Source organism: Streptomyces sp. SS8 (assembly GCF_054072955.1).
Map to the genome: position 1 here is coordinate 18,929 of NZ_JBSVCZ010000016.1, position 24,015 is coordinate 42,943.

Sequence of the window (24,015 nt, forward strand, 5' to 3'; positions counted from 1 at the left end):
GGTCACCGCCGCCTTCCGGAGGGGCGCCCGCGGCTGCCGGACTCCGGCGAGCGGGGCCCGCCGACGGATCCGGCCGTCGCGGCGGTGGGCTCCGCGGACGGACGCGCACCGGAACCCGCGCTCTCGCCCGGCTCCTCGGCGTCCTCCGCCCCGTCGCCGCCCTTGGCCCGCTTGGCCAGCGTCCGCCGGTCGTGGGCCTTGATCTCGGGCGAGCGGAGCTTGAAGTCCACCACGATCGGGGTGGCGATGAAGATGGAGGAGAACGTACCGGCGGTGAGGCCGATGAACAGCGACAGCGAGATGTCCTTGAGCATGCCGCCGCCGAGCAGGCCGGTGCCGATGAACAGCAGCCCGGCCACCGGCAGCAGGGCGACCACCGAGGTGTTGACGGAGCGGACCACGGTGGCGTTGATGCCGAGGTTGGCCAGCTCGTCGTAGGTGTGGCGGTTCTGCTTGAGCAGGCCCCGGGTCTTCTCCTTGACCTTGTCGAAGACCACCACCGTGTCGTACAGCGAGTAGCTGAGGATCGTCAGGATGCCGACCACCGTGCCCGGGGTCACCTCGAAGCCGACGATGGCGTAGACACCGATGGTGACGACCAGGTCGTACATCAGGGCGCCCATGGCGCCCACCGCCATCCGCCACTCGAAGGCGATGGCCAGGTAGACGCTCACCAGGATCAGGAAGACGATCAGGCCCTGGATCGCCTTGCTGCTCATCTGGTCGCCCCAGCTCGGGCCGACCAGCTCGGTGTCCAGCTGCTTGGCCTTGAGGCCGAGTTCGCCGGCGAGGGCCGCGCGGGTCTTCTCCGACTGCTCGTTGTCCAGCCCGGTGACCTGGATGCGCAGCGCGCCGCTGCCCAGCTCCTGGATCCGGGGCTCGGTCCCGGAGACCTCCTGGGCCGTCTCGCGGGCGTCCTCGACCGACATCTGGGTGGGCGGGGTGGTGAAGACGGCGCCGCCCTGGAACTCGATGCCCATGTACAGGCCGCGGGCTCCAAGGCCCACCAGGGAGACCAGCATCAGCAGCAGCGTGACGCCGTACCAGAGCTTCCGCTTTCCGACGAAGTCGTAGCTGGCCTCGCCGCGGTACAGCTTGCCGCCGAGATCACCGAATCGTGACATCTCAGGCCTCCTTCGGTTCGGCGGGGGCGGCGACCGCGGCGCGGCGGCCCCGGTACAGCGGCGGGGTGACCCCGAGCCGCTTCGGGTCGAGTCCGGACCACGGATGGCCGCTGGTGAAGAACTTGCGGCCGGCCATGATCGTCATCATCGGCTTGGTGAGCAGGAAGACGATGGCCAGGTCCAGCGCCGTCGTCAGACCGAGCACGAAGGCGAAGCCCTGGACGGAGCCGATCGAGACGATGAACAGCACGATCGCGGCGATGATCGAGACCACGTCGGAGACCAGGATGGTCCGCCGGGCACTGGGCCAGGCCCGCTCGAAGGCGGCCCGGACGGAGCGGCCCTCGCGGATCTCGTCGCGGACCCTCTCGAAGTAGACGATGAAGGAGTCCGTGGTGATGCCGATGGCCACGATGGCGCCGCAGATCGCCGGCAGGCTCAGCGCGAAGCCGATGGCCGGGCCGAGCAGGGTCATGATCACGTAGGTGAGGATGGCCGCGGCCACCAGGCTGGAGATCGCCACCAGCGCCAGCACCCGGTAGTAGAAGAGCAGGTACGCGACGACCAGCGCCAGGCCGATGGCTCCGGCGATCAGGCCCGCCTTGAGCTGCTCGGAACCGAGGGTGGGCGAGATGGTGGTCACGTTGCTCTCCTCGAAGGAGAGCGGCAGGGCGCCGTAGGAGAGGATGTTGGCCAGTTCCTCGGCGGACTGCTGGTTGAAGCTGCCGGAGATCTCGGCGCTGCCGCCGCCGAGCCGCTCGGAGACGCGGGGGGCGGAGACGACCTGGCCGTCCAGCACGATCGCGAACTGGTTGCGCGGCTCGGCCTGGGTGGAGAGCTCCTCGGTGATGTCGGCGAACTTCTCGGCGCCGTCGGAGTCGAACTCCATGGTGACGATCCAGCCCTGGGCCCGCTGGTCGTCGAAGAGGGCGGCGGCGTCGGTGACGTCGGTGCCGGGAACGGCGACGGGTCCGAGCCCGTACTTGTACAGCCCGCTCTCGTCACAGGAGGCGATGGTCTCTGAGTTCTCCGCCTCGGCTGCGGCCTGGCGGGCTTTGGAGCGGCCCTCGTCGGTGGCGCAGTCCAGCGCGTCGAGCTTCTTCTGCAGGTCGGCCGGGATGCCGGCGTCAGGTGCCGGGGCCGGCTGCGAGGGCTCGGGGTCGGCGGGCTCGTCGGCCTTCTCGTCCCCGGGCTCGGAGGCCGGGGGGGTGGGCGACTGGGAGCCGTCGGCCAGCAGGTCCTCGGTGAGGGCGCGGCCCTGGGTGGAGGCCCCGGGCGAGGGAGTCGCGGAGGAGTCGCCGGACTTCTCGCCGTCCGTCGCCTCCTCGGCCTTCTCGGTGTCTTCCGCCTTCTCGTCCTTCTCACCGGCGCCGGACGGGCTGGCCGAGGGATCCGGCTGGGGCGGGGCCCCGGACGCGACGGTCAGGACCGGGCGGAACGCGAGCTGGGCGGTGGTGCCGACCTGCTCGCGGGCCTGCTTCTCGTCGGTGCCGCGCGGGATGTTGATGACGATGTTCTCGGCACCCTGCGTCCGCACCTCGGCCTCGGCGACGCCCAGACCGTTGACCCGTCGCTCGATGATGGAGACGGCGGTGTTCATGTTGGTCTCGTTGATCGCCTCCTCCTTGCCGGGCTGGGCCTTGGCCGTGAGCGTGATGCTCGTGCCGCCGGCGAGGTCGATGCCCAGGCGGGGCGTGGTGTGCCCGGAGAGGAACATGCCTCCGGTGAGCGCCACCATCGCCACCAGGATGAGCGCCAGGGAACGCCACGGCCGTCCCTGGGTGCCCGGTGATCTGCGACCTTTCTTCGGTGCTGCCACCTTCTCGTGTCTCCCTGTCCAACCGCCCGCGCTCGAATGGTCGCCGCGCGGCGCGCGAAGTGGTCGTAAGGACATGCGGTGCCGCCGGGCCCGTCGGGGCCGGCGGCGGGACGACTCACTTGGAGTCGTCGTCGCCCTTCCGCTTTGCGTCCCCGGTCTCCGCGTCGTCGGCGGAGGAGTCCGTCTTGCTCAGGTCGGTCTTGTCCACGCCGCCTTCGGAGACCAGCGAGGAGGCGTCGTCCGGGACGACGGGGGCGTCCGCGTCGTGGTCCTCGCCGTTGACGATGCGCTCGTACTCGTCGGCCTCCAGCACGGCGCCGACGGCGTTCTTGGCGTAGATCGCGTGCACGCCCGGCGCGACCTCCAGGAGGACCGTGTCGGAGTGGACCTCCTTCACCAACGCGTACATGCCACCGATCGTACGGATGCCTGTGCCTGGCTCCATCCGGTCGCGCATCTGCATGGCCTGCTGCTGCTTCTTCTTGGCCGAGCGCGTCATCAGGAGCATGGCCCCGATGAGGATGATGAAGGGGAGGAGAAGTCCAATATCCACGGCGGAAGGTTTCCTTCACACGACCGCTGGGAAGCGGCCTGGTATTCGGGGGTGGTCATGCCCTCCGGGACGGAGGGCATCGGCGGAGTCTAAGCGAGCCCGCGCCTGGGGAACAACGTCAAGCATCGCACTGGGGTTCCGCGAAGGGCGAGTTCGCACGCCGTCACGATCCGAAGAGACCGGGCTGGCCCGGTCCGCCCGGTGCGGACGCCGGCGGCTGCCGGGGCGGGGTGAGCCCCATGTGCTCCCATGCGGCGGGCGTGGCGATCCGGCCCCTGGGGGTGCGGGCCAGCAGCCCCTCGCGGACGAGGAACGGCTCGGCGACCTCCTCCACCGTCTCGCGCTCCTCCCCCACCGCGACCGCCAGCGTGGACAGACCGACCGGGCCGCCGCCGAACAGCCTGAGCAGGGCGTCCAGCACCCCCCGGTCCAGCCGGTCCAGACCGCGGTCGTCCACCTCGTAGACCGCCAGTGCCTGGCCCGCGATCTCCCTGGTGATCAGACCGTCGGCCCTGACCTGGGCGTAGTCGCGGACCCGGCGCAGCAGCCGGTTGGCGATGCGGGGGGTGCCGCGGGAGCGGCCGGCGATCTCGGCGGCGCCCTCGGCGTCTATCTCCACGTCCAGCAGCCGTGCGGAGCGGTGGATGACCTGCTCCAGCTCGGCCGGCTCGTAGAACTCCATGTGGGCGGTGAAGCCGAAGCGGTCTCGTAGCGGCGGTGGCAGCAGACCGGCCCGGGTGGTGGCGCCGACCAGGGTGAAGGGCGGCAGCTCCAGGGGGATGGCGGTGGCGCCGGGGCCCTTGCCGACGATGACGTCGACACGGAAGTCCTCCATCGCCATGTAGAGCATCTCCTCTGCGGGCCGCGACATGCGGTGGATCTCGTCGAGGAAGAGGACCTCGCCCTCGGTGAGTGAGGAGAGGATCGCGGCCAGGTCCCCGGCGTGCTGGATGGCCGGGCCGGAGGTGATGCGGATGGGGGCGCCCATCTCCGCCGCGATGATCATGGACAGGGTGGTCTTGCCCAGGCCGGGGGCGCCGGAGAGCAGTACGTGGTCGGCGGTGCCGCCGCGGGCGCGGGCGGCGCGCAGCACCAGGTCGAGCTGTTCGCGCACCTTGGACTGCCCGACGAACTCCGCCAGGTCCTTGGGGCGCAGCGCGGCCTCGACGGCGGTGTCCTCGCCGTCGGCGGCGGCTCCGACCAGGCGCTCGGCGCTTCCTCCGGCGTGGCCGGGGTGACCGTCCCGGGTCATGACGGCCTCCCCGGGGTGCCGGCCGCCGGGGAGGCGGTCGCAGCGGTGGCCGGGGCGGGGATCCGGTCCGTGGTACGTGGGCGGGGCGGGGGGTGCGGCGTCATCGTCGGTCTCTCGTCGGTCCTTCGCCGGTTCCTGCCGCCGCGGCGGCGGGGACCGGCTTCTCAGCGTGCGCGGTTGAGGGTCTGCAGGGCGGCGCGGAGGAGCTGGGGCACCGGCGGCCGGCCGCCCTCGGCCAGCACCGCCTCGGCCTGCGGGGTGACGGCGGTGACCGCGTCCTCGGCCTCGCGGGGGGCGTAGCCCAGGCCCACCAGGGCGGCGTGCAGCTGCTCCCGCCAGCCGGGCTCGCCCGCGGCGGGGCCGGGACCCCGTCCGGCCGCGGCGGCCCCGGTGCCCAGTGGCTCGCCGAGCCTGTCCTTCAGCTCCAGCAGCAGCTTCTGCGCGCCCTTCTTCCCGATGCCCGGCACGGCGGTGAGCGCCTTCTCGTCCCCGGTGGAGACCGCCAGCCGCAGCGCGTCGGGGCTGTGGACGGCGAGCATGGCCTGGGCCAGCCGCGGGCCGACGCCGCTGGCCGTCTGGAGCAGTTCGAAGACCTGCCGCTCGTCGTCGTCGGCGAAGCCGTAGAGCGTCAGGGAGTCCTCGCGGACCACCAGGGAGGCGGCCAGCCTGGTGTGCTCGCCGACCCGCAGGTCGGCGAGGGTGGCGGGGGTGCAGTGCAGGGCCATGCCCACTCCCCCGACCTCGATCACGGCGGTGTCCGGGGAGAGGGCGGCGACAGGTCCGGATACGAAGGCGATCATCGGCTGTCCTTCGGGGTGCGCTGGGTTCGCCGGGCGGGCGCGGCGGGCGGCGCGGCCCCGGGTGCCGGGGCCGGTCCCGCCACCGCCGCGGACGCGGTCCGGGCGGCGTGGGCCTGCCGGCGGTGGAGCCGCTGGTGCCGGGCCTGCTGGAGTCTGGCCTGCTGGAGCCGGTCCTGGGCGGGGGCTCGCCAGATGTGGCAGATGGCCAGTGCCAGGGCGTCGGCGGCGTCGGCGGGCCTGGGCGGGGCGTCCAGCCGCAGCAGCCTGGTGACCATGGCCCCGACCTGGGCCTTGTCCGCCCGGCCGGTGCCGGTGACCGCGGCCTTGACCTCGCTGGGGGTGTGCAGGGCGACCGGGAGGCCGCGCCGGGCCGCGCAGAGCATGGCGACCGCACTGGCCTGCGCGGTGCCCATCACGGTGCGGACGTTGTGCTGGCTGAACACGCGCTCCACGGCGACGACGTCGGGCCGGTGCTCCTCCAGCCACTCCTCTATGCCGCGCTCGACGAGCACCAGTCGGTCGGGCACCTCCGCGTCGGCGGGGGTGCGCACGACGCCGACCCCGCCCATCCGCAGCGGCCGGCCGGCCGTCCCCTCCACCACGCCGATGCCGCAGCGGGTCAGCCCCGGGTCCACGCCGAGCACGCGCACCGCGGCCCCCTTCCGTCCACTGGTCGTTCGATCACCTGTTCCCGCAGGCTATCGGCTACCACCGACAACGCCGGAGGGCGACACGGAAGAGGGCCGGCGCCGGGTCCCGCGCCGGGCTCGGGCTCAGGCTGCGGCTCGTACGTCCGGAGGACCGGGTCAGGCCTCGACCTTGGCCATGACGTCGTCGGACACGTCGAAGTTGGCGAAGACGTTCTGCACGTCGTCGCTGTCCTCCAGCGCGTCGATCAGCTTGAAGATCTTGCGGGCGCCCTCCTCGTCCAGCTCCACCTGCATGGTGGGGACGAAGTTCGCGTCCGCCGAGTCGTAGTCGATGCCCGCCTTCTGCAGAGCGGTGCGCACCTCGACCAGATCGCTCGCCTCGCTGAGGACCTCGAAGGACTCCCCGAGGTCGTTGACCTCCTCGGCGCCCGCCTCCAGGACGGCGGCCAGCACGTCGTCCTCGGTCAGGTCGCCCTTGGGGACGATCACGACGCCCTTGCGGTTGAACAGGTACGACACCGATCCCGGGTCGGCCATGGAGCCGCCGTTGCGGGTCATGGCGACGCGCACGTCGGAGGCCGCGCGGTTGCGGTTGTCGGTGAGGCACTCGATCAGGACCGCGACACCGTTGGGACCGTAGCCCTCGTACATGATCGTCTGGTATTCGGCGCCGCCCGCCTCCAGACCCGCGCCCCGCTTGACCGCACGGTCGATGTTGTTGTTGGGGACGGAGCTCTTCTTCGCCTTCTGGATGGCGTCGTAGAGGGTGGGGTTGCCGTCGGGGTCGGCGCCGCCCAGCCGGGCCGCGACCTCGATGTTCTTGATCAGCTTGGCGAAGAGCTTGCCGCGCTTGGCATCGATCACGGCCTTCTTGTGCTTGGTGGTTGCCCACTTGGAGTGGCCGGACACAGCCTCGCTCCTTCATGTCGCCAACAGGGGAATCAACGGGCCGATACTACAGCCGGTGACACCGGCGGTTCACCGTGCGGCCGAGCGCACCATCCCGGTGAAGAGCCTGTGCACACGGTGGTCCCCGGTGAGTTCGGGGTGGAAGGCGGTGGCCAGCAGGGGGCCTTGGCGCACGGCGACGGGGTGGCCGTCGAAGACCGCCAGCACCTCCACGTCCGCGCCGGTGGACTCCACCCAGGGAGCGCGGATGAAGACGCCCTCGACCGGCCCGCCCTCGACCCCGGCGACGTCGACGGAGGCCTCGAACGACTCGTTCTGCCGCCCGAAGGCGTTGCGGCGCACGATCATGTCGATCCCGCCGACCGTCTCCTGGCCGGAGCGGGGGTCGAGGATCTTGTCGGCGAGCATGATCATGCCCGCGCAGGAGCCGTAGGCCGGCATGCCCGAGCGGACCCGCTCGCGCAGCGGCTCCATCAGCCCGAAGGCGGTGGCCAGCTTGGAGATGGTGGTGGACTCGCCGCCGGGGATCACCAGGCCGTCGACCCCGGCCAGCTCCCCGGGGCGGCGGACGGTACGGGCCTCGGCGCCGGCCGCCTCCAGCGCGGCGAGGTGTTCGCGGACATCGCCCTGGAGGGCGAGGACTCCGATGGCGGGGGTGGTCACGGGGCGCACCTCTTCGGGGACGTACGGGACGGTATGGGGGAGCAGTACGGGCGGTACGGTCCCGGGCGGCCCGCGGTGCGCGGGCCGCCCGGGCCGAGGGGGCGCGGTGCGCGCCGCGGGTCACCAGCCGCGGCCGGCGAACCTCTCGGTCTCGGTCAGGGTGTCGCAGTTGATGCCGACCATGGCCTCTCCCAGACCGCGGGAGGCGTCCGCGACGACCTTGGGGTCGTCGTAGAAGGTGGTGGCCTTCACGATGGCGGCGGCGCGCTTGACCGGGTCGCCGGACTTGAAGATGCCCGAGCCGACGAAGACGCCCTCGGCGCCGAGCTGGCGCATCAGCGCGGCGTCGGCCGGGGTGGCCACACCGCCGGCGGAGAACAGCACGACCGGCAGCTTGCCCAGCTCGGCGACCTCGCGGACCAGCTCGTAGGGGGCGCGCAGCTCCTTGGCGGCGGCGTACAGCTCGTTGTTGTCGTAGCCGCGCAGGCGGGCGATCTCGTTCTTGATCTGCCGCAGGTGGCGGACGGCCTCGACGACGTTGCCGGTGCCGGCCTCGCCCTTGGAGCGGATCATGGCCGCGCCCTCGGCGATCCGGCGCAGGGCCTCGCCCAGGTTGGTGGCGCCGCAGACGAAGGGCGTGGTGAAGGCCCACTTGTCGCTGTGGTTGACCTCGTCGGCCGGGGTGAGGACCTCGGACTCGTCGATGTAGTCCACGCCGAGCGCCTGGAGGACCTGGGCCTCGACGAAGTGGCCGATGCGGGACTTGGCCATCACCGGGATGGAGACGGCGTCGATGATCCCCTCGATCATGTCCGGGTCGGACATGCGGGCCACACCGCCGTCCTTGCGGATGTCGGCGGGCACCCGCTCCAGCGCCATGACCGCGACGGCGCCGGCGTCCTCGGCGATCTTCGCCTGCTCCGGCGTGACCACGTCCATGATCACACCGCCCTTGAGCTGCTCGGCCATGCCGCGCTTGACGCGCGCGGTGCCGGTCTCGGGGGCCGGCGCGGAGGCGGTTTCGGGCGTGCTGGAAGGCGTGGTGGACAAGGTGCGACCTCACTCGGCGACGGTGACAGCGGTTAGGACGGGCCGGGACCGGCCGGAACGCTGGACGGCGGCGTACGGCACCGGCCGGCGGCCCCGGCTGTCCGCGCGGTTGGGCGCGGCAGCCGTACGGTGAACCCATCGTAGGCCAGTTCGATTCCCCGGCGGGCCCGTCGCCCGGTCCAGTTCACGGTGATCCCTGCTACAGGACCGATGAAACGGAACAACCGGCCCCCGTGAAAGGGCCAATCGGAAGTCAGTGGCCTTCCCCCAGCGGGCCCGTCCGGTCCGCCAGGACCGCCGGCGGCTCGTCGTCCATCTCGAAGGCCAGCGGGAAGGGGGCGTGTCCGGCCAGCCGGAACCAGCGCACCTTGCGGTGGCGGCGCAGCGCGCGGGCGGCCCGCACCGCGTCGTTGTGGAAGCGCCGCGCCATGGGCACCCGGCGCACCGCGGCGGCCAGTTCCTCGGCGGTCGCCTCGCCGCCGGGCGCCGCCCGCACCGCCTCCAGCTGCGCGCCCTCGGCGAACACCGCCCGCAGGGCCTGGCTGAGCTCGCTCTCGGCGACCTCCCGCTGCTCCTCCTCGGCCTGCCGGGCGTCGTGGGCGGCCTGGTACAGCACAATGGAGGCGGCCGGGTCCAGCACCCCCGCGGTGGCCAGCTCCTGCGCGACGGAGGCACGCCGCAGCAGCTGCGCGTCCAGGGCGGCGCGGGCCGCGTCGATCCGGGCGTGCAGCCGGTCCAGGCGTCCGGCGGTCCAGCTCAGGTAGACGGCGACGAGCAGCAGCGCGGCCGCGATCCAGAAGATCGTGGTGGTCACGGTCGGAAGGTCCCTCTCGGTTCAGTCCCGGTTCAGTCCCGGGTCAGGCCCAGCCGGGCCCGCAGCCCCGCCCGCTCGTCCGGCGCGACCGAGGCGGCGCCGTCGGTGACGGTCTCGTAGACGGACAGGATGTCCGCGCCGACGGTGGACCAGTCGAAGCGGCGTACATGGCGGCCGCCGCGCTCGCGCAGCTCCGCGCGGCGCCGCGGGTCGTCCAGCAGGCGCACCGCGGCGGCGGCCAGCGCGTCGGCGTCCTCGTTGGCGTACAGCTCGCCGGCCTCTCCCCCGTCCAGCACCTGGGCGAAGGCGTCCAGATCGCTGGCGAGCACCGGGGCCCCGGCGGACATCGCCTCCACCAGGATGATGCCGAAGGACTCGCCGCCGGTGTTGGGGGCGATGTACAGGTCCACGCTGCGCAGCAGCCGGGCCTTGTCCTCGTCGCTGACCATGCCCAGGAACTCCACGCGGTCGTGCAGCTCGCGCGGCAGGCCGGCGACGGCCTCCTCCTCGTCGCCGCGTCCGGCCACCAGCAGGCGGGTGCCGGGGCGCTCGGCGAGGATGTGTGGCAGTGCCCGCATCAGCACGGGCAGGCCCTTGCGGGGCTCGTCGATGCGCCCGATGAAGCCGATGGTGTTCCCGCCGTCGCGGCCCTGCCACTCGGCCTTGGGCTCGGCGTCCGCGAAGAAGCCCACGTCCACGCCGTTGGGGATGACGACCGCGTCCCCGCCCAGGTGCTCGACCAGGGTGCGGCGGGCGTACTCGCTGACCGCGATCCGCGCACTGATCTTCTCCAGCGCGGGCTGCAGGATCGGGTAGGCGGCGATCATCGCCCGCGAGCGCGGGTTGGAGGTGTGGAAGGTGGCCACGATCGGCCCCTGCGCCGCCCAGCAGGCGAGCAGGGAGAGCGAGGGTGTGGCGGGCTCGTGGATGTGCAGGACGTCGAAGGCGCCCTCGTGCACCCAGCGGCGCACCCTCGCCGCCGACAGGAAGCCGAAGTTCAGCCGGGCCACCGAGCCGTTGTACGGGACGGGGACGGCCCGCCCGGCCGGTACGACGTACGGCGGCAGGGGGGTCTCCTCCTCTGCCGGGGCGAGGACGGACACCTCGTGCCCGAGGGCGGTGAGGTGCTGGGCCAGGTCCCGGATGTGGAACTGGACGCCGCCGGGGACGTCCCAGGAGTAGGGGCAGACGATGCCGATCCTCACCGCTTCCCCGCCTCCCGGCCGTCCGGGCCCGCCTGCGCCCCGGTCTCCGCGCCGCTTTGCGGTGCGAGGTCCGCCGACCACAGTCTCTGCAGCATGTGCCAGTCCTCGGGATGCTCGGCGATGCCCGTCGCGAAGCCGTCCGCCACCGCCTGGGTCATGGCGGCGGCCTTCTCCTTGCGGGTGCCCTCGGCGGGCGCCTGGACCGGCGGCAGGACGCGTCCCTTCATCACGGGCGTCTCGTCGAACCACAGGTACGCCGGGAGCAGCGCGGCCCCGGTCTGCAGCGCCAGCATGGCCGGGCCGGCCGGCATCCGAGCCGGCTCGCCGAAGAAGTCGACCTCGATGCCGGAGGAGGACAGGTCCCGGTCGGCCACCAGTGCCACCAGACCGCCCGCGCGCAGCCGCCGGGCCAGGGTGCCGAAGGCGGCTCCGCCGGTGTGCGGCAGCACCTCCATGCCCAGGCCCTCGCGGTAGGCGACGAAGCGGTCGTACAGGGTCTCGGGCCTGAGGCGTTCGGCGACGGTGGTGAACGGGATGCCCAGGCCGGTGGTGAGGTAGGCGCCGGCCAGGTCCCAGTTGCCCATGTGCGGCAGCGCCAGGATCACGCCGCGGCCGGAGCCCAGCGTGTCGGTGAGCCGGTTCAGGTCGGTGACCTCGACACCGTCGCGGACGCGCGCCGCGTCCCACACCGGCAGCCGGAAGGACTCCATCCAGTAGCGCAGGTACGAGCGCATCCCCGCGCGGGACAGCTCGGCCAGCCGCTCGGGGCCCGCCGCGGGGACCACCCGGGCGTAGTTGGCCTCCAGACGCAGCACCCCCTGGCCCCGGCGCCGCCAGGCGGCGTCGGCGATCGCGCGGCCCAGGGCCGCGGCCGCGGGTTCGGGGAGGCGCTTGACCGCGCCCCAGCCCAGCCCGTACAAGGCGTCGGTCATCCGCTCCCTCATGAGCTGCCCCCTCCCTGCTCGGTCGCGGCGGCCCCGTCGCGCCCCGGCTCCGTGGCCCCTCCCCGGGCGGGGGCGGCGTCGGCCTCGGCGGCCTCCCGCCGGACCGTCACCATCCGCTGCAGGATCGTCACCAGGCTGCCCACGGCCACCACCCACAGGGCGACGGGCAGCAGGATCCCGATGTACGGGACGCCGAAGGTGGTCTCGAACCCGGCGAGTCCGGCGCACACCAGGGTGATCACCAGCCGCTCGGCACGCTCGACCAGGCCGTTGACGTTCACCGGCAGGCCGATGCTCTCGCCGCGCGCCTTGGTGTACGACACGACCTGGCCGCTCGCCAGGCAGAAGATCGCCACCGCGCACAGCACCGGGTCGCCGCCCCCGCCCGCGTACCACAGCGCGATGCCGCCGAAGACGGCCGCGTCGGCGACGCGGTCGAGGGTGGAGTCCAGGAAGGCGCCCCAGCGGCTGGAGCGGCCCGACTGCCGCGCCATGGTGCCGTCGACCAGATCGGAGAAGACGAACAGGGTGATGACGACGGTGCCCCAGAAGAACTCGCCGCGGGGGAAGAAGGCCAGTGCCCCCGCCATGACTCCACCGGTGCCGATGAGCGTGACCGTGTCGGGGCTGACCCCCAGCCGGAGGAGCAGAGCGGCGAACGGTGTGAGAACACGCGTGAAGAACGCACGCGCGTACTTGTTCAGCATGGCCTTCCCGGAGGTCGAGGTGGGCCGGCGGCCGGGGGGCCGTCGGCGCGCCCATCGTAGCCAGCCGCACCCGGAGCGCCGCCGGTGCGTCACGGCGGCCGCCGCTTCCACCCCTCCCGTCCCGATTCACCCTTGGACATTCCGCTTTGCCGCCGTTGCCCACAGTGCAGGCGAATGCCACGTATGGACGGACCCCGGCGGCGGTGGAAAGCTCGAAGGAGCACCTCTGGTGCGATCCGGCACACAGACCATCCGACCCAGCCGCGCGGACCGGAAGGCGGAGGACATGGGCGACAGGACGAGTACGCACACCGGGGCCGCGGGAAGGGCGCCGGTGGCCGACCGGCCCGGCTCCATACGGAACGTGGTGCTGGTCGGCCACAGCGGCGCGGGGAAGACGACCCTGGTCGAGGCGCTCGCCCAGACCTCGGGGGCGCTGCTCCGGGCCGGCCGGGTCGAGGACGGCACCACCGTCTCCGACCACGACGGGATCGAGCACCGGCAGCAGCGCTCGGTCCAGCTCTCCCTGGTCCCCGTGGAGTGGGACGGCGTCAAGGTCAACCTCCTGGACACCCCCGGCTACGCCGACTTCACCGGGGAGCTGCGGGCCGGTCTGCGGGCGGCGGACGCGGCCCTCTTCGTCGTCTCGGCCGCCGACGGCGTGGACGGGTCGACCCGGCTGGTGTGGGAGGAGTGCGCCGCCGTCGGGATGCCGCGCGCCATCGTCGTCACCCATCTGGAGGCATCGCGCGCCGACTTCGGGGAGATGACCGACATCTGCCGCCGGGTCTTCGGCGGCGACGACCCCGACGCCGTGCTCCCGCTGTACCTGCCCATGCACGGGGATCCGCCGGAAGGGCAGCCCGACGGACACGCGCCGGTCGCCGGGCTGATCGGGCTGCTGTCACAGAAGGTCCTCGACTACTCCTCGGGCGAACGCGCCGAGCGCGCCCCGGACCCCGAGCACCTCCCGCTGATCGCCGACGCCCGCGCCCGGCTGATCGAGGGCATCATCGCCGAGAGCGAGGACGAGACCCTGATGGACCGCTACCTCGGCGGCGCGGACCTCGAGGCGGAGACGCTGGTGCGGGACCTGGAGAAGGCCGTCGCCCGCGGCGTGTTCCACCCCGTCCTGGCCGCGGCCCCCGCCGCTGGGGGAGCCCGGCAGGGCCTGGGCACGGTGGAGCTGCTGGAGCTGGTCACCCGCGGCTTCCCCACTCCTGAGGAACGCGAGGTCCCCCCGGTCACCGCCCCCGACGGCCGGCCCCGGCCCCCGCTGGAGTGCGACCCCGGCGGCCCGCTGGCCGCCGAGGTGATCAGGACCTCCTCCGACCCCTACGTCGGGCGGATGTCGCTGGTGCGGGTCTTCTCCGGCACCCTGCGCCCGGACGTGCCCGTGCACGTGTGCGGCCACGGCCTGACCGACCGCGAGGGCGCCCCCACCGGGCAGCACCATGACGCGGACGAACGCGTCGGCGCGCTGACCAGCCCCTTCGGCGGGCAGCAGCGGCATCTGCCGAAGGCCGTGGCGGGCGACCTGGCCTGTGTCGCCAAACTCTCCCGCGCCGAGACCGGCGACACCCTGTCGGACAAGGGCGACCCGCTGGTGATGGAGCCGTGGGTGATGACCGACCCGCTGCTGCCGGTGGCCGTCCAGGCGCACGCCAGGAGCGACGAGGACAGGCTCTCCCAGGGGCTGGCCCGGCTGACCGCCGAGGATCCCACCCTGCGTCTGGAGCAGAACCCCGACACCCGCCAGCTGGTGCTGTGGTGCATGGGCGAGGCCCACCGGGACGTGGCCCTGGAGCGGCTGCGCACCCGCTACGGCGTCCGGGTCGACGCGGTGCCCCACCGGGTGGCCCTGCGCGAGACCTTCGCCGAGCGGGCCACAGCGCGCGGGCGGCACGTCAAGCAGTCCGGTGGCCACGGCCAGTACGCCGTCTGCGAGATCACCGTGGAACCGCTGCCGGCCGGCTCGGGCGTCGAGTTCGCCGACGAGGTGGTGGGAGGCGCGGTGCCGCGCCAGTTCATCCCTTCGGTGGAGAAGGGGGTGCGGGCCCAGGCCGCGCGCGGGGTGGCCACCGGTCACCCGCTGGTGGACGTGCGCGTCACCCTCGTCGACGGCAAGGCGCACTCGGTGGACTCATCCGACGCCGCCTTCCAGACGGCGGGCGCCCTGGCCCTGCGCGAGGCCGCCGCCGGCGCGCGGATCCACCTGCTGGAGCCGGTCGACGAGGTGCGGGTGACGGTCGCCGACGAATACGTGGGCGCGGTGATGAGCGATCTGTCGGGGCGGCGCGGCCGGGTGGTGGGCACCGAGCAGGTCCTCGGCGGCAGCACCCTGGTGCGCGCGGAGGTCCCCCAGTCGGAGATCGGCCGCTACGCGGTGGACCTGCGTTCCCTCTCGCACGGCACGGGCCGCTTCACCCGCTCCCGCCTGCGCTACGAACCGGTGCCGCGGCAGGTCGCGGAGCGGCTCCGCGGGCAGGCCGAAAGCCGCGCGGCGTGACCCCCCGGTGACGGTACGCTGAGCGCTGCGGCGTCGGGCGCGGCACGGACGGGCACCAACAGGTGTGCGGCGGGCCGTGGTTGGGAACGGTCGGTACGAGCCTGACGTCGGACGGCGCGAGCGGAGTGGGGGCACCATTGGCGGGCTTCGATGACGTCGAGGGCGGCGCGTACGACTTCAGTCCCGGCGCGCAGGTCCCGTTGACCGTGGCGGGCGGCGGGCAGACCGCCCCCACCCAGGCACTGGCCTCGGCCGCCTACCGCGACGGCCCGGTGACGGACCTGCTCGCGGCGAACGATACCGCCAAGGTCTCCGCGCCCCGCTTCTCGCTGTTCGAGCCGAATCTGGGCGAGGCCTTCTCCCGCGCGGTCCAGTCGCGGATGCTCGGCGGCGCCCGCAAGGCGCTGATCCAGTCCTTCGGCTGCGAGCCGCAGATCGTGGTCGAGCACTGCCTGGCGGCCAACCGCATCCGCCGGGAGCGCGACGCCCGGCTGACGGTGGTGATGGTGCTCTTCGGAGTGCTCTTCCTGCCCGGCGTCCTGCTGTGGCTCGGGGGCTTCCAGCTGCGCCGCACCCTGGCGGGCGCACAGGACCGCCGGGCCGGGGCACTGGGCATGGGCGTGCTCATCGCCTTCGGCGTGCTGGCGGGAGTCTTCGTGCTGAAGCTGCCGTTCACCGGCTTCTGGGCGATCTACCTGCGCGTGATGCTCGTCGCCCCGGTCGTGGGCTGGCTGCTGGCCAAGCAGATCTGCGAGCGCTACGCCAAGGACCTGCGCTCCCGCTGGGAGGGCCTGCTGTCGGGCGGCGGCGTCGGCGCCAAGATCCCCGAGGCCGTGCCGCACGCCCCCGGCGACGCGGGTGCGGAGAGCATAAGGCTGAATCTGGCCAAGCTGACGGCCGAGCAGCGCAGCAACGTGGTCTTCTACGCCGGCCCCAAGGGGATACTCGGCATGGGCCCGCGCTGGGGCAGCTGGCAGCTGGCCGAGGAGCTGGTGCCGGCCTCCCCCGGCACCGAGATCAACCCCTTCCGCAGCTGGGACGTGGCACGCGCGATCCACGACCAGCTGCGGATGCTGGAGCGCACCCCGCTGCACACCGGCGGTTTCCCCAAGCCCTCCGTCCGGCACTGGGTGGTCGCCCCTGTCGGGGAGGGCGCCTCGGAGGTCTCCCGGCCCGACGGTCAGAACGTCGAGGCGTACAGCGTCAAGGAGTTCGAGGTCCAGCGGATCTGCAACGAGCAGCAGTTCGGCAGCGGCAACCGCCACTACCTCGGCGTCCAGTTCGTGCTGTGGGACGGCCAGCTCGTGCTCAATCTGCTGATCAACGTGACCGTGCTGCACCACACCCTGCGCATCGAGGTCACCGGCCACGCGCTCGGACCGGTCCACCCGGTGTTCTTCTCCAAGCCGTCGCCGAGGAAGAAGACGGTCTCCAAGTCCGTCCGGTTCTGGGAGACCAAGGACATCGAGCTGCCGCTGATCCAGCCCAGTGAGGTGGTGCGGCTGGCGGCCCGCGCCCCGCTGACGTGGTTCCCGCCGGTGCTGGACTTCCTGGGCGGCAAGCTGAGCCTTCCCGAGCCCTTCGGGCTGCGGCACGTGTGGGCCGACAAGCCCTGGCGCCACCGCTTCATGGCCGACGACGCCCTGCGCGCGGCCACCCCGGTGCTGCGGGTGGTGCACGCGGCGGCCCTGAAGGTGCTCAAGGAGAACAACGTGGACATCGAGAAGTTCAACGCCCGTTCCCTGAACCTCAGCGGCCAGGTGCAGGGCGTCGAGCCGGGCAACGCCGACGTCTACAACGCCTCCTGATCCGCCCCGGAGGGTCATACGGCCGCGCGGGGCCCGTACGAGCACCGGTTCCTCCGGTCGTACGGGCCCCGCGGGTCCGTGTGCGGCGGGTCCGTGTGCGGCGGGTCGGGCTCAGGCCCCCGCGGGCCACTTCTCGGCCAGCATGCGCCGGGTGTCGGCCAGCAGCTGCGGCAGCACCTTGGTGTGGCCCACCACCGGCATGAAGTTGGTGTCGCCTCCCCAGCGCGGCACGATGTGCTGGTGGAGGTGGGCGGCGATCCCGGCGCCCGCGACATCGCCCTGGTTCATGCCGATGTTGAACCCCTGCGCCCCGGAGGCCGCGCGCAGCGCCTTCATGGCCCGCTTGGTGTAGTCGCCAAGCTCCACCGTCTCCTGATCGGTGAGGTCGGTGTAGTCGGCGACGTGCCGGAAGGGCACCACCATCAGATGGCCGCCGTTGTACGGGTAGAGGTTGAGCACCGCGTACACCAGCTCGCCGCGGGCGATCACCAGCCCGTCCTCGTCGGACTTGGCCGGGATCGTGCAGAACGGGCAGCCGTCACCGGCGCCCGGGCCGCTCGGCTTGTTCTCCCCCTGGATGTAGGCCATCCGGTGGGGCGTCCACAGGCGCTGGAAGGCGTCCGGCGACCCCACTCCGATCTGCTGCTCCGGCTCGCTGCTCATGCGGGCCAGCATAGGACTTCACCGGCCCGCGGCGGGTCGGTGGGGCCGGGCGGCGAAGGCGGGGGCGTGCCTGCTGGAACGCCGGCGCTCCAGCAGGCACGCCCCCTTGCACGGCGGTCAGACCTGGACGCGGTCCTCGACGGCCCTGGCGATCTCCGCGAGCGCCTCGTCGACCGGCACGCCGTTCTTCTGCGAGCCGTCGCGGTAGCGGAAGCTGACCGCGCCCGCCGCCATGTCGTCGTCACCGGCGATGACCATGAACGGCACCTTGCTCTTCTGCGCGTTCCTGATCTTCTTCTGCATCCGGTCCGAGGAGGAGTCCACCTCCACCCGCAGCCCCTTCGCCTTCGCCCGGGCCGCGAACTCCTCCAGATAGGGCACGTGGGTGTCGCCGATCGGGATGCCGACCGCCTGGACCGGGGCCAGCCAGGCCGGGAAGGCCCCCGCGTAGTGCTCCAGCAGCACGGCGAAGAACCGCTCGATGGAGCCGAACAGCGCGCGGTGGATCATCACCGGCCGCTGCCGGGAGCCGTCGGGGGCGGTGTACTCCAGGTCGAAGCGCTCGGGGAGGTTGAAGTCGACCTGGATGGTCGACATCTGCCAGGTCCGGCCGATGGCGTCGCGTGCCTGCACCGAGATCTTGGGGCCGTAGAAGGCGGCGCCGCCCGGGTCCATGACCAGCTCCAGACCCTGCTTCTCGGCGGCCCGGCGCAGGGTCTCGGTGGCCTCCTCCCAGTTCTCGTCCGTCCCGATGAACTTCTCCGGGTCCTTGGTGGACAGCTCCAGGTAGAAGTCCTCCAGGCCGTAGTCGCGCAGCAGGTTCAGCACGAAGGTCAGCAGCGAGTCGAGCTCGTCCGCCATCTGCTCCTTGGTGCAGTAGATGTGCGCGTCGTCCTGGGTGAAGCCCCGCGCCCGGGTCAGGCCGTGGACGACGCCCGACTTCTCGTAGCGGTACACGGTACCGAACTCGAACAGCCGCAGCGGCAGTTCGCGGTAGGAGCGCCCCCGCGCGTCGAAGATCAGGTTGTGCATGGGGCAGTTCATGGGCTTGAGGTAGTAGTCCACGCCCTCGTCGAGCTGCATGGGCGGGTACATGCCGTCGGCGTACCAGTCCAGGTGGCCCGACTTCTCGAACAGCTTCCCCTTGGTGGCGTGCGGGGTGTAGACGAACTCGTAGCCCGCCTCCTCGTGCCGCCTGCGCGAGTAGTCCTCCATGGTGCGGCGGATGATGCCGCCCCTGGGGTGGAAGACGGCCAGGCCGGAGCCGATGTCCTCGGGGATGGAGAACAGGTCCAGCTCCGCGCCGAGCCTGCGGTGGTCGCGCTTCTCGGCCTCGGCCAGGAACTCCAGGTACGCCTTCAGCTCGTCCTTCGACGGCCAGGCGGTGCCGTAGATCCGCTGGAGCTGCGGGTTCTTCTCGCTGCCCCGCCAGTACGCGGCGGCCGACCGCATCAGCTTGAACGCCGGGATGGTGCGGGTGGTGGGCAGGTGCGGACCGCGGCACAGGTCCTTCCAGCACAGCTCGCCGGTCTTGGCGTCGAGGTTGTCGTAGATGGTCAGCTCGCCGGCGCCGACCTCGGCCGACGCGCCCTCGGCGGCCTCGGCCGCGTTGCCCTTGAGCCCGATCAGCTCCAGCTTGTACGGCTCGCCGGCCAGCTCCTCGCGGGCCGCCTCGTCGTCGGTCACGCGGCGGGAGAAGCGCTGGCCGCGCTTGACGATCTCCTGCATCCGCTTCTCGATGCGCTTGAGATCGTCCGGGGTGAACGGCTCGGCGACGTCGAAGTCGTAGTAGAAGCCGTCCTTGATCGGCGGGCCGATGCCGAGCCTGGCCTCGGGGAAGAGGTCCTGCACGGCCTGGGCCATGACGTGCGCGGTGGAGTGCCGCAGGATGTTCAGCCCGTCCTCGGAGGAGATCTCCACGGGCTCGACCTCGTCGCCGTCGGCGACGGCGCAGGCCAGGTCCCTCAGCTGTCCGCCGACGCGGGCGGCGACGATCGAGCGGTCGCCGGCGAAGAGATCGGCGGCCGTGGTGCCCGTGGTCACCACGCGTTCTTCCCGCTCGGAATCGCGCTGGATGATCACACGGACGTCCGTCACCGGTCTCTCCTGACTGCTGTCGTCTCGGGTCTCCCCGTCTCGGGATCGGCCCGAGGCGCGGACGATCGCCGCGCACCGTGAATCGTACCGAGCCGGACGCCCCGGCCGCGAAACGGTTACGGCCCTCTCCAGGGACGCCGGGGTTGGCCGCGAGCCGGGTGAGGTATCAAGACGGGCGACGGGCGTACGCGCCGCCGTGTGCGCCCGCCCGCCGGGACGGTCCCGGTCTCGACACGGAGGGGAAGCAGAGCATGACGGTGTGGTACGAGGGACCGCTCGCCGCATTCGACACCGAGACCACGGGGGTGGACCCGGAGCGGGACCGGATCGTCTCGGCCGCGCTGGTGGTGCAGGACGCGCCGGGGGCCGAGGTGCGCGCCGTGCGCTGGCTGGTGGACCCGGGGGTGCCGGTGCCCGAGGGGGCGGCGGCGGTGCACGGTCTGACCGGGGAGCACCTGCGCGAGCACGGCCGCCGCCCGGCGGACGCGGTCGGGGAGATCGTGCGTGCCCTGGCGGAGCGTGCGTCCGAGGGGCTGCCGCTGGTGGTGATGAACGCGCCGTTCGATCTGACGCTGCTGGACCGGGAGTCGCGGCGGCATCACGGCACCTCGCTGACCGATGCCCTCGCGTCCCCTCCGCTGTGCGTGCTGGACCCGCGGGTGCTGGACAAGCATCTGGACCGCTACCGCAAGGGCCGCCGCACCCTGGCCGCGCTGTGCGGGCACTACGGCGTGGAACTGGCCGAGGCCCATGACGCGGCCGCCGACGCCGCGGCGGCGCTCGAGGTCGTGCGGGAGGTGGGGCGCCGCCACGCGCGGCGGCTGTCCTCGATGTCTCCGGCCGAGCTCCACACCCTGCAGTCGGTCTGGCACGCGGCCCAGGCACGCGGGTTGCAGGCGTGGTTCGCCCGCAACGGGTCCGACGAGGCGGTCGATCCGGCGTGGCCGCTGCGGACGGAGGTCCCGGCCACGGTCTGAGAGCGGGCCGGGAGCTGTCCGGGGCCGGTCCGGGGCCCTTGGGGCCGCTTCGGGGAAGGCGGCCGGGAGGCCGGGCGCGAAACGCGGGAGGCCGGTTCCGTCGAACGGAACCGGCCTCCCGGGCGGTGGGCGATACTGGGATCGAACCAGTGACCTCTTCGGTGTGAACGAAGCGCTCTCCCGCTGAGCTAATCGCCCCTGCGGTGCCCTGCGGCACGACGAGAACCATACAGGGAGCGCGGGTGTTCATCCAAACTCCTTCCCGCGCCCTCCCGGTGGGACCTCCCCCAGCCGGCGGCGCAGCCCGCGGTGCCCGGCACGCATCATCAGCGCGTGGTTGGCCGCGAACAGCGGACGGCCGGGCAGGGCCAGCAGCCGCAGCAGGGGCCTGCGGGCCTCCACCTCCTGCTCGAAGACGGCACGGGTGCCGCCGGCGCGCGGGGCGGCGGGGCCGTGCGGGCCGTCGCGCGGGGCGAGCCGCCAGCGGGCCCAGCCCTCCAGGTCTCCGTCCATCTCGATCGCCAGGGCCCGGGCGGCGGGGTCGCGGAGGGTGAGCCGGGCGGTGATCCGCAGGTCGTAGGGGAGCAGGGAACGGATACGGGCGGAGCCGGCCGCCCGTCCCCCTCCCCCGCCGCCGTCCTCCCGCCAGACGACCTCGCGCACCTGCGGCCACCACTCGGGGTACTCCCCGGCCCGCTCCAGGACGGCGTAGACGTCCCCGGGCGGTGTGTCCAGATCCCAGACGCCGCGGAAGCGGTAGTGGCTCAGGCCCACCGCGTCACCCTCCCTCCGCACGGGGCGCGGTGGTACTCAGGGCCTCCTGAGTACCACCGCGCATGCCCGCTCGCCCTCGCGCGCGCCACACTCCGCGCATGCCGAACCTCCCACCGCCTGCCTACTGCCCCGGTTGCTCACTGCCACTCGCTCCCGGTGCGCCGGCGACCGCCTGCCCCCGGTGCGTGCTGCCGCTCACCGGTCCGGTGCCGCAACAGGTGCGGGAGATCGACGCCGAGTTGTGGCGGCTGGAGGCCCGGCGCACCGAACTGCTGTCCCTGCGCGGGCAGTTGCTGGCCGGGTTGCGCTCCTGCGGCCCCGGGGGCGGCGGCCGGGCGGATGCCGTCCCCCGTGTTCCCCCGGCCGGCCCGCCCACCCCATCGACCACACCTGCCGCCCCGCCGGCCGCGCGGAACGTGCTGCTGGCCCTCGGCGGGGCGCTGCTGGCGGTCGCGGTGACCGCCTTCACCCTGGTGAGCTGGGGCCGGCTGGGCATCGGGGAGCGCTCGGCGGTACTGGGCGCGCTGACGCTGCTGGCGCTGGCCGTGCCCGCAGCGCTGCTCCGCCGCGGGCTGGTGGCGACGGCCGAGGCGGTGGCCTCGCTGGGTCTGGTCCTGCTGCTGCTCGACGCCTACGCGCTGCACCGGGTGGCGCTGCCGGAGGCAGGCGGCGCCGGCTACGCGGCGGTGGCGGCGGCCGTGACCGCCGCGCTCTGGGCGGGGTACGGGGCGGCGCTGCCCCGATTGCGCGGCCCGCTGCCCACCGCTCTGTGCCTCGCCCAGCTCCCGCTGCCGCTGTGGGCGCTGAGCGCGGACGGCGGCCCGTACGCCTTCTCCTGGGCTCTGCTGGCCACGGCGGCCGGTGACGCGGCGGTGGCACTGTGGTGTGCCGGACGCGGACGGCGGGCGCCGGCGGTGACGGCTCTCGCCACGGGCTGTGCGCTGGGGGCTCCGGGGCTGCTGACCGCCGCCGTGCTGGCCCTGACGGCGGTGGGGTGGGCCGATTCGGCTCACGCGACCGCGCTGCTCGCGGTGGCCGCGGCGGTGCTGCTGTACGCGGCCCGCCGTCTCGCCCGTGCGGCGCCCCGCGCGGAGGCGGCGCCCGCGACGCCTGCGCCGGGCGCCGTGGCGTCTGCCGCCGTGGCGGGGCTGGCCGTGCTGGTGGCGGGCGGTGCCGCGCCGTGGAGGGCGGGGGTGCTGCCGGAGCCGGGGTGGCCGGTGCTGGGTTTCCTGCTGTGCGCGCTGGCGCTGGGGGCGGTCCCGGTGGGGGAACGGTCCGTGGCGGCGGGGCTGCGGCTGGCGTCCGCAGCGGTGTGCGCCGGCGCCGCGCTGTGGGCGCTGCCCGCCGTGGCGCGGCTGGTGCTGGGGCCGCTGGGCTGGGTGTTCAGGGCCTGGGACGGTGCGCCGCGGGGCGCCCGGGCCGCGGTGGCTCCGGCGCTGGGCTGGCCGTACGGGATGGCGCTGCCGGTGGTGCTGGGCACGCTGGCGGTGGCGTCGGCCGCGGTGGGCCGGGGCCTGGGGGCTGGGGCGCGGATGCCGCGGGAGTGGCGCGCGAGGGCCTGCGGGGGCGCGCTGGTGGCGGCGGGCGCGGCTGCGGCCGTACTGCCGGTGGTGCTGGATCTGCCGTACCGGGTGGCCGTGGTGCTGCTGGTGGCGCTGGTGGTGGTGCTGCTGGCCGTCTCGGTGGGTCCGCCCCTGCCGGGCGCGGCCGGGGCGTCTCCGGTGACCGCGCTGGTGGCGGCGGTGGTGGCGGCCGTGGCGGTGAGCGGCTGGTCCCTGGCCGAACCGGCGATGACGGTGGCCGTTCTGGGCGCGCTGGCCGCGGCCTTCGCCGGGGCGGCGGTGGCCGCGCGCGTCACAGCCGTGGTGGGGCCGGTGGCGGCCGTGGCGGCGGTGCTGTGGTCGGGCGCGTTCGCGGCCGCCGTGCCCCTGGCCCTGGACGTGCCGCCGCACCGGGCGGCGTTCGCGGTGCTGGGCGTCGCGGTCGCCACGGTGCCCCTGGCGGCCCGGCTACGGGGGCGCCCGGCCGGAGTGCCGGTGGAGTGCGCCGGGTACGCCGTCGCCGCCGCGGCCGTCGCGCTGACGGTCGCGGAGCCCGTCGCGGTCTCCCTGGCTCTGGCCCTGTGCGGGGTGGCCGCGGGGGGTGTGGCGCTGCGTGCGGAGCGCAGGCCGGTCGCGGCGTACGCGGGGGGCGCGCTGCTGGTGTCGGCCTGGTGGGTCCGGCTGGGGAGCTGGGAGGTGACCTCGCCGGAGGCGTACACCCTGCCGGTCACCGTCGCCGCACTGGCTGTCGGCCATCTGCACCGGATCCGGCCGGAGGTCTCCTCCTGGGCGGCGTACGGCCCCGGGCTGGCGACGACCCTGGTGCCGAGCCTGGTGGCGGTCTGGGCGGACGCGCACTGGCCGCGCCCGCTGCTGCTGGGCGCCGCCGCGCTGGCCCTGACCGTGCTGGGCGCACGGTCGCGGCTGAAGGCCCCGCTGCTGATGGGCGGGGGCACCGCCGCTCTGGTCGCCGTGCACGAACTGGCCCCCCATGTCGTCCAGGTGGCCGGGCTCCTGCCCCGCTGGGTTCCGCCCGCCGCGGCGGGCGTGCTGCTGCTGCTCGCCGGCGCGACCTACGAGCGGCGGTTGCGGGACGCCCGGCGGCTGCGCCGCGCGGTGGGCCGGATGCGCTGACGGGCGGCACCAGGGCGGGAAG

Annotated in this window: 20 protein-coding genes and 1 tRNA gene; 4 read left to right on the forward strand and 17 right to left on the reverse strand. The window is 73.5% G+C overall.

What is annotated here, in order from left to right; all coding sequences use genetic code 11:
* Positions 1–2: 2 nt before the first annotated feature.
* The 13 genes from secF to pgsA form a co-directional block, all read right to left on the reverse strand.
* Positions 3–1,124, reverse strand: coding sequence for a protein translocase subunit SecF (gene secF, locus ACW69E_RS16700; protein ID WP_457499044.1), 1,122 nt, complete (start codon positions 1,122–1,124; stop codon positions 3–5).
* Position 1,125: 1 nt separating this feature from the next.
* Positions 1,126–2,943, reverse strand: a complete 1,818-nt coding sequence (gene secD / locus ACW69E_RS16705; protein WP_457499045.1) for a protein translocase subunit SecD — start codon at positions 2,941–2,943, stop codon at positions 1,126–1,128.
* Between the two features lie 115 nt (positions 2,944–3,058).
* Entirely contained in the window at positions 3,059–3,496 is a 438-nt protein-coding gene (gene yajC / locus ACW69E_RS16710) for a preprotein translocase subunit YajC (protein WP_457499046.1), read from the reverse strand.
* Positions 3,497–3,659: 163 nt separating this feature from the next.
* Entirely contained in the window at positions 3,660–4,748 is a 1,089-nt protein-coding gene (gene ruvB / locus ACW69E_RS16715; protein WP_457499047.1) for a Holliday junction branch migration DNA helicase RuvB, read from the reverse strand.
* 164 nt (positions 4,749–4,912) lie between these two features.
* Positions 4,913–5,548 carry a Holliday junction branch migration protein RuvA gene (gene ruvA, locus ACW69E_RS16720; RefSeq protein WP_457499048.1) on the reverse strand — a complete coding sequence of 212 codons (636 nt, stop codon included), beginning with the start codon at positions 5,546–5,548 and terminating at the stop codon, positions 4,913–4,915.
* Positions 5,545–6,198 carry a crossover junction endodeoxyribonuclease RuvC gene (ruvC, locus tag ACW69E_RS16725; RefSeq protein WP_457499049.1) on the reverse strand — a complete coding sequence of 218 codons (654 nt, stop codon included), beginning with the start codon at positions 6,196–6,198 and terminating at the stop codon, positions 5,545–5,547. Before ruvC ends, ruvA begins: the two co-directional genes overlap by 4 nt.
* 156 nt (positions 6,199–6,354) lie before the next feature.
* Positions 6,355–7,107, reverse strand: coding sequence for a YebC/PmpR family DNA-binding transcriptional regulator (locus ACW69E_RS16730; RefSeq protein WP_206351465.1), 753 nt, complete (start codon positions 7,105–7,107; stop codon positions 6,355–6,357).
* Between the two features lie 69 nt (positions 7,108–7,176).
* Positions 7,177–7,770 (reverse strand): pyridoxal 5'-phosphate synthase glutaminase subunit PdxT, encoded by a 594-nt coding sequence (pdxT, locus tag ACW69E_RS16735; protein ID WP_457499050.1) that lies wholly within the window; start codon positions 7,768–7,770, stop codon positions 7,177–7,179.
* A gap of 120 nt (positions 7,771–7,890) precedes the next feature.
* The gene (gene pdxS, locus ACW69E_RS16740; RefSeq protein WP_457499051.1) at positions 7,891–8,820 is read right to left on the reverse strand and encodes a pyridoxal 5'-phosphate synthase lyase subunit PdxS; all 930 of its coding nucleotides are present in this window, start codon (positions 8,818–8,820) and stop codon (positions 7,891–7,893) included.
* Positions 8,821–9,073: 253 nt separating this feature from the next.
* Positions 9,074–9,634 (reverse strand): hypothetical protein, encoded by a 561-nt coding sequence (locus ACW69E_RS16745; protein WP_457499052.1) that lies wholly within the window; start codon positions 9,632–9,634, stop codon positions 9,074–9,076.
* 32 nt (positions 9,635–9,666) lie between these two features.
* On the reverse strand, positions 9,667–10,839 hold the full coding sequence (locus tag ACW69E_RS16750) for a glycosyltransferase family 4 protein (RefSeq protein ID WP_457499053.1): 1,173 nt from the start codon (positions 10,837–10,839) through the stop codon (positions 9,667–9,669).
* A complete protein-coding gene (locus ACW69E_RS16755; RefSeq protein WP_457499054.1) occupies positions 10,836–11,783 on the reverse strand; it encodes a phosphatidylinositol mannoside acyltransferase in 948 nt (315 codons plus the stop codon). The genes ACW69E_RS16750 and ACW69E_RS16755 overlap by 4 nt, the downstream gene beginning before the upstream one ends.
* On the reverse strand, positions 11,780–12,490 hold the full coding sequence (pgsA, locus tag ACW69E_RS16760; protein WP_457499055.1) for a phosphatidylinositol phosphate synthase: 711 nt from the start codon (positions 12,488–12,490) through the stop codon (positions 11,780–11,782). The genes ACW69E_RS16755 and pgsA overlap by 4 nt, the downstream gene beginning before the upstream one ends.
* Before the next feature lie 286 nt (positions 12,491–12,776).
* Between pgsA and ACW69E_RS16765 the strand changes: the two genes are divergently transcribed.
* Positions 12,777–14,999 (forward strand): elongation factor G-like protein EF-G2, encoded by a 2,223-nt coding sequence (locus tag ACW69E_RS16765; RefSeq protein WP_457499056.1) that lies wholly within the window; start codon positions 12,777–12,779, stop codon positions 14,997–14,999.
* Between the two features lie 137 nt (positions 15,000–15,136).
* On the forward strand, positions 15,137–16,807 hold the full coding sequence (locus tag ACW69E_RS16770) for a hypothetical protein (protein WP_457499057.1): 1,671 nt from the start codon (positions 15,137–15,139) through the stop codon (positions 16,805–16,807).
* A 111-nt stretch (positions 16,808–16,918) separates the two neighbouring features.
* On the opposite strand, the gene ACW69E_RS16775 is transcribed toward ACW69E_RS16770, so the two are convergent.
* Positions 16,919–17,482, reverse strand: a complete 564-nt coding sequence (locus ACW69E_RS16775) for an HIT family protein (protein WP_457499058.1) — start codon at positions 17,480–17,482, stop codon at positions 16,919–16,921.
* Positions 17,483–17,587: 105 nt separating this feature from the next.
* Positions 17,588–19,567, reverse strand: coding sequence for a threonine--tRNA ligase (gene thrS, locus ACW69E_RS16780; protein WP_457499059.1), 1,980 nt, complete (start codon positions 19,565–19,567; stop codon positions 17,588–17,590).
* Positions 19,568–19,818: 251 nt separating this feature from the next.
* Between thrS and ACW69E_RS16785 the strand changes: the two genes are divergently transcribed.
* Positions 19,819–20,544 carry an exonuclease domain-containing protein gene (locus ACW69E_RS16785; RefSeq protein ID WP_457499060.1) on the forward strand — a complete coding sequence of 242 codons (726 nt, stop codon included), beginning with the start codon at positions 19,819–19,821 and terminating at the stop codon, positions 20,542–20,544.
* A gap of 126 nt (positions 20,545–20,670) precedes the next feature.
* Here the strand turns inward: ACW69E_RS16785 and ACW69E_RS16790 are convergent.
* Both ACW69E_RS16790 and ACW69E_RS16795 read right to left on the reverse strand, forming a co-directional pair.
* A tRNA-Val gene (locus tag ACW69E_RS16790) sits at positions 20,671–20,742 on the reverse strand.
* A gap of 48 nt (positions 20,743–20,790) precedes the next feature.
* Positions 20,791–21,339, reverse strand: coding sequence for an SRPBCC family protein (locus ACW69E_RS16795; RefSeq protein ID WP_457499061.1), 549 nt, complete (start codon positions 21,337–21,339; stop codon positions 20,791–20,793).
* Between the two features lie 164 nt (positions 21,340–21,503).
* Here ACW69E_RS16795 and ACW69E_RS16800 point away from each other — a divergent pair, with 164 nt between their 5' ends.
* Complete coding sequence (locus ACW69E_RS16800; protein WP_457499062.1) at positions 21,504–23,993, forward strand: SCO7613 C-terminal domain-containing membrane protein; 2,490 nt, start codon at positions 21,504–21,506, stop codon at positions 23,991–23,993.
* Positions 23,994–24,015 lie beyond the last annotated feature (22 nt).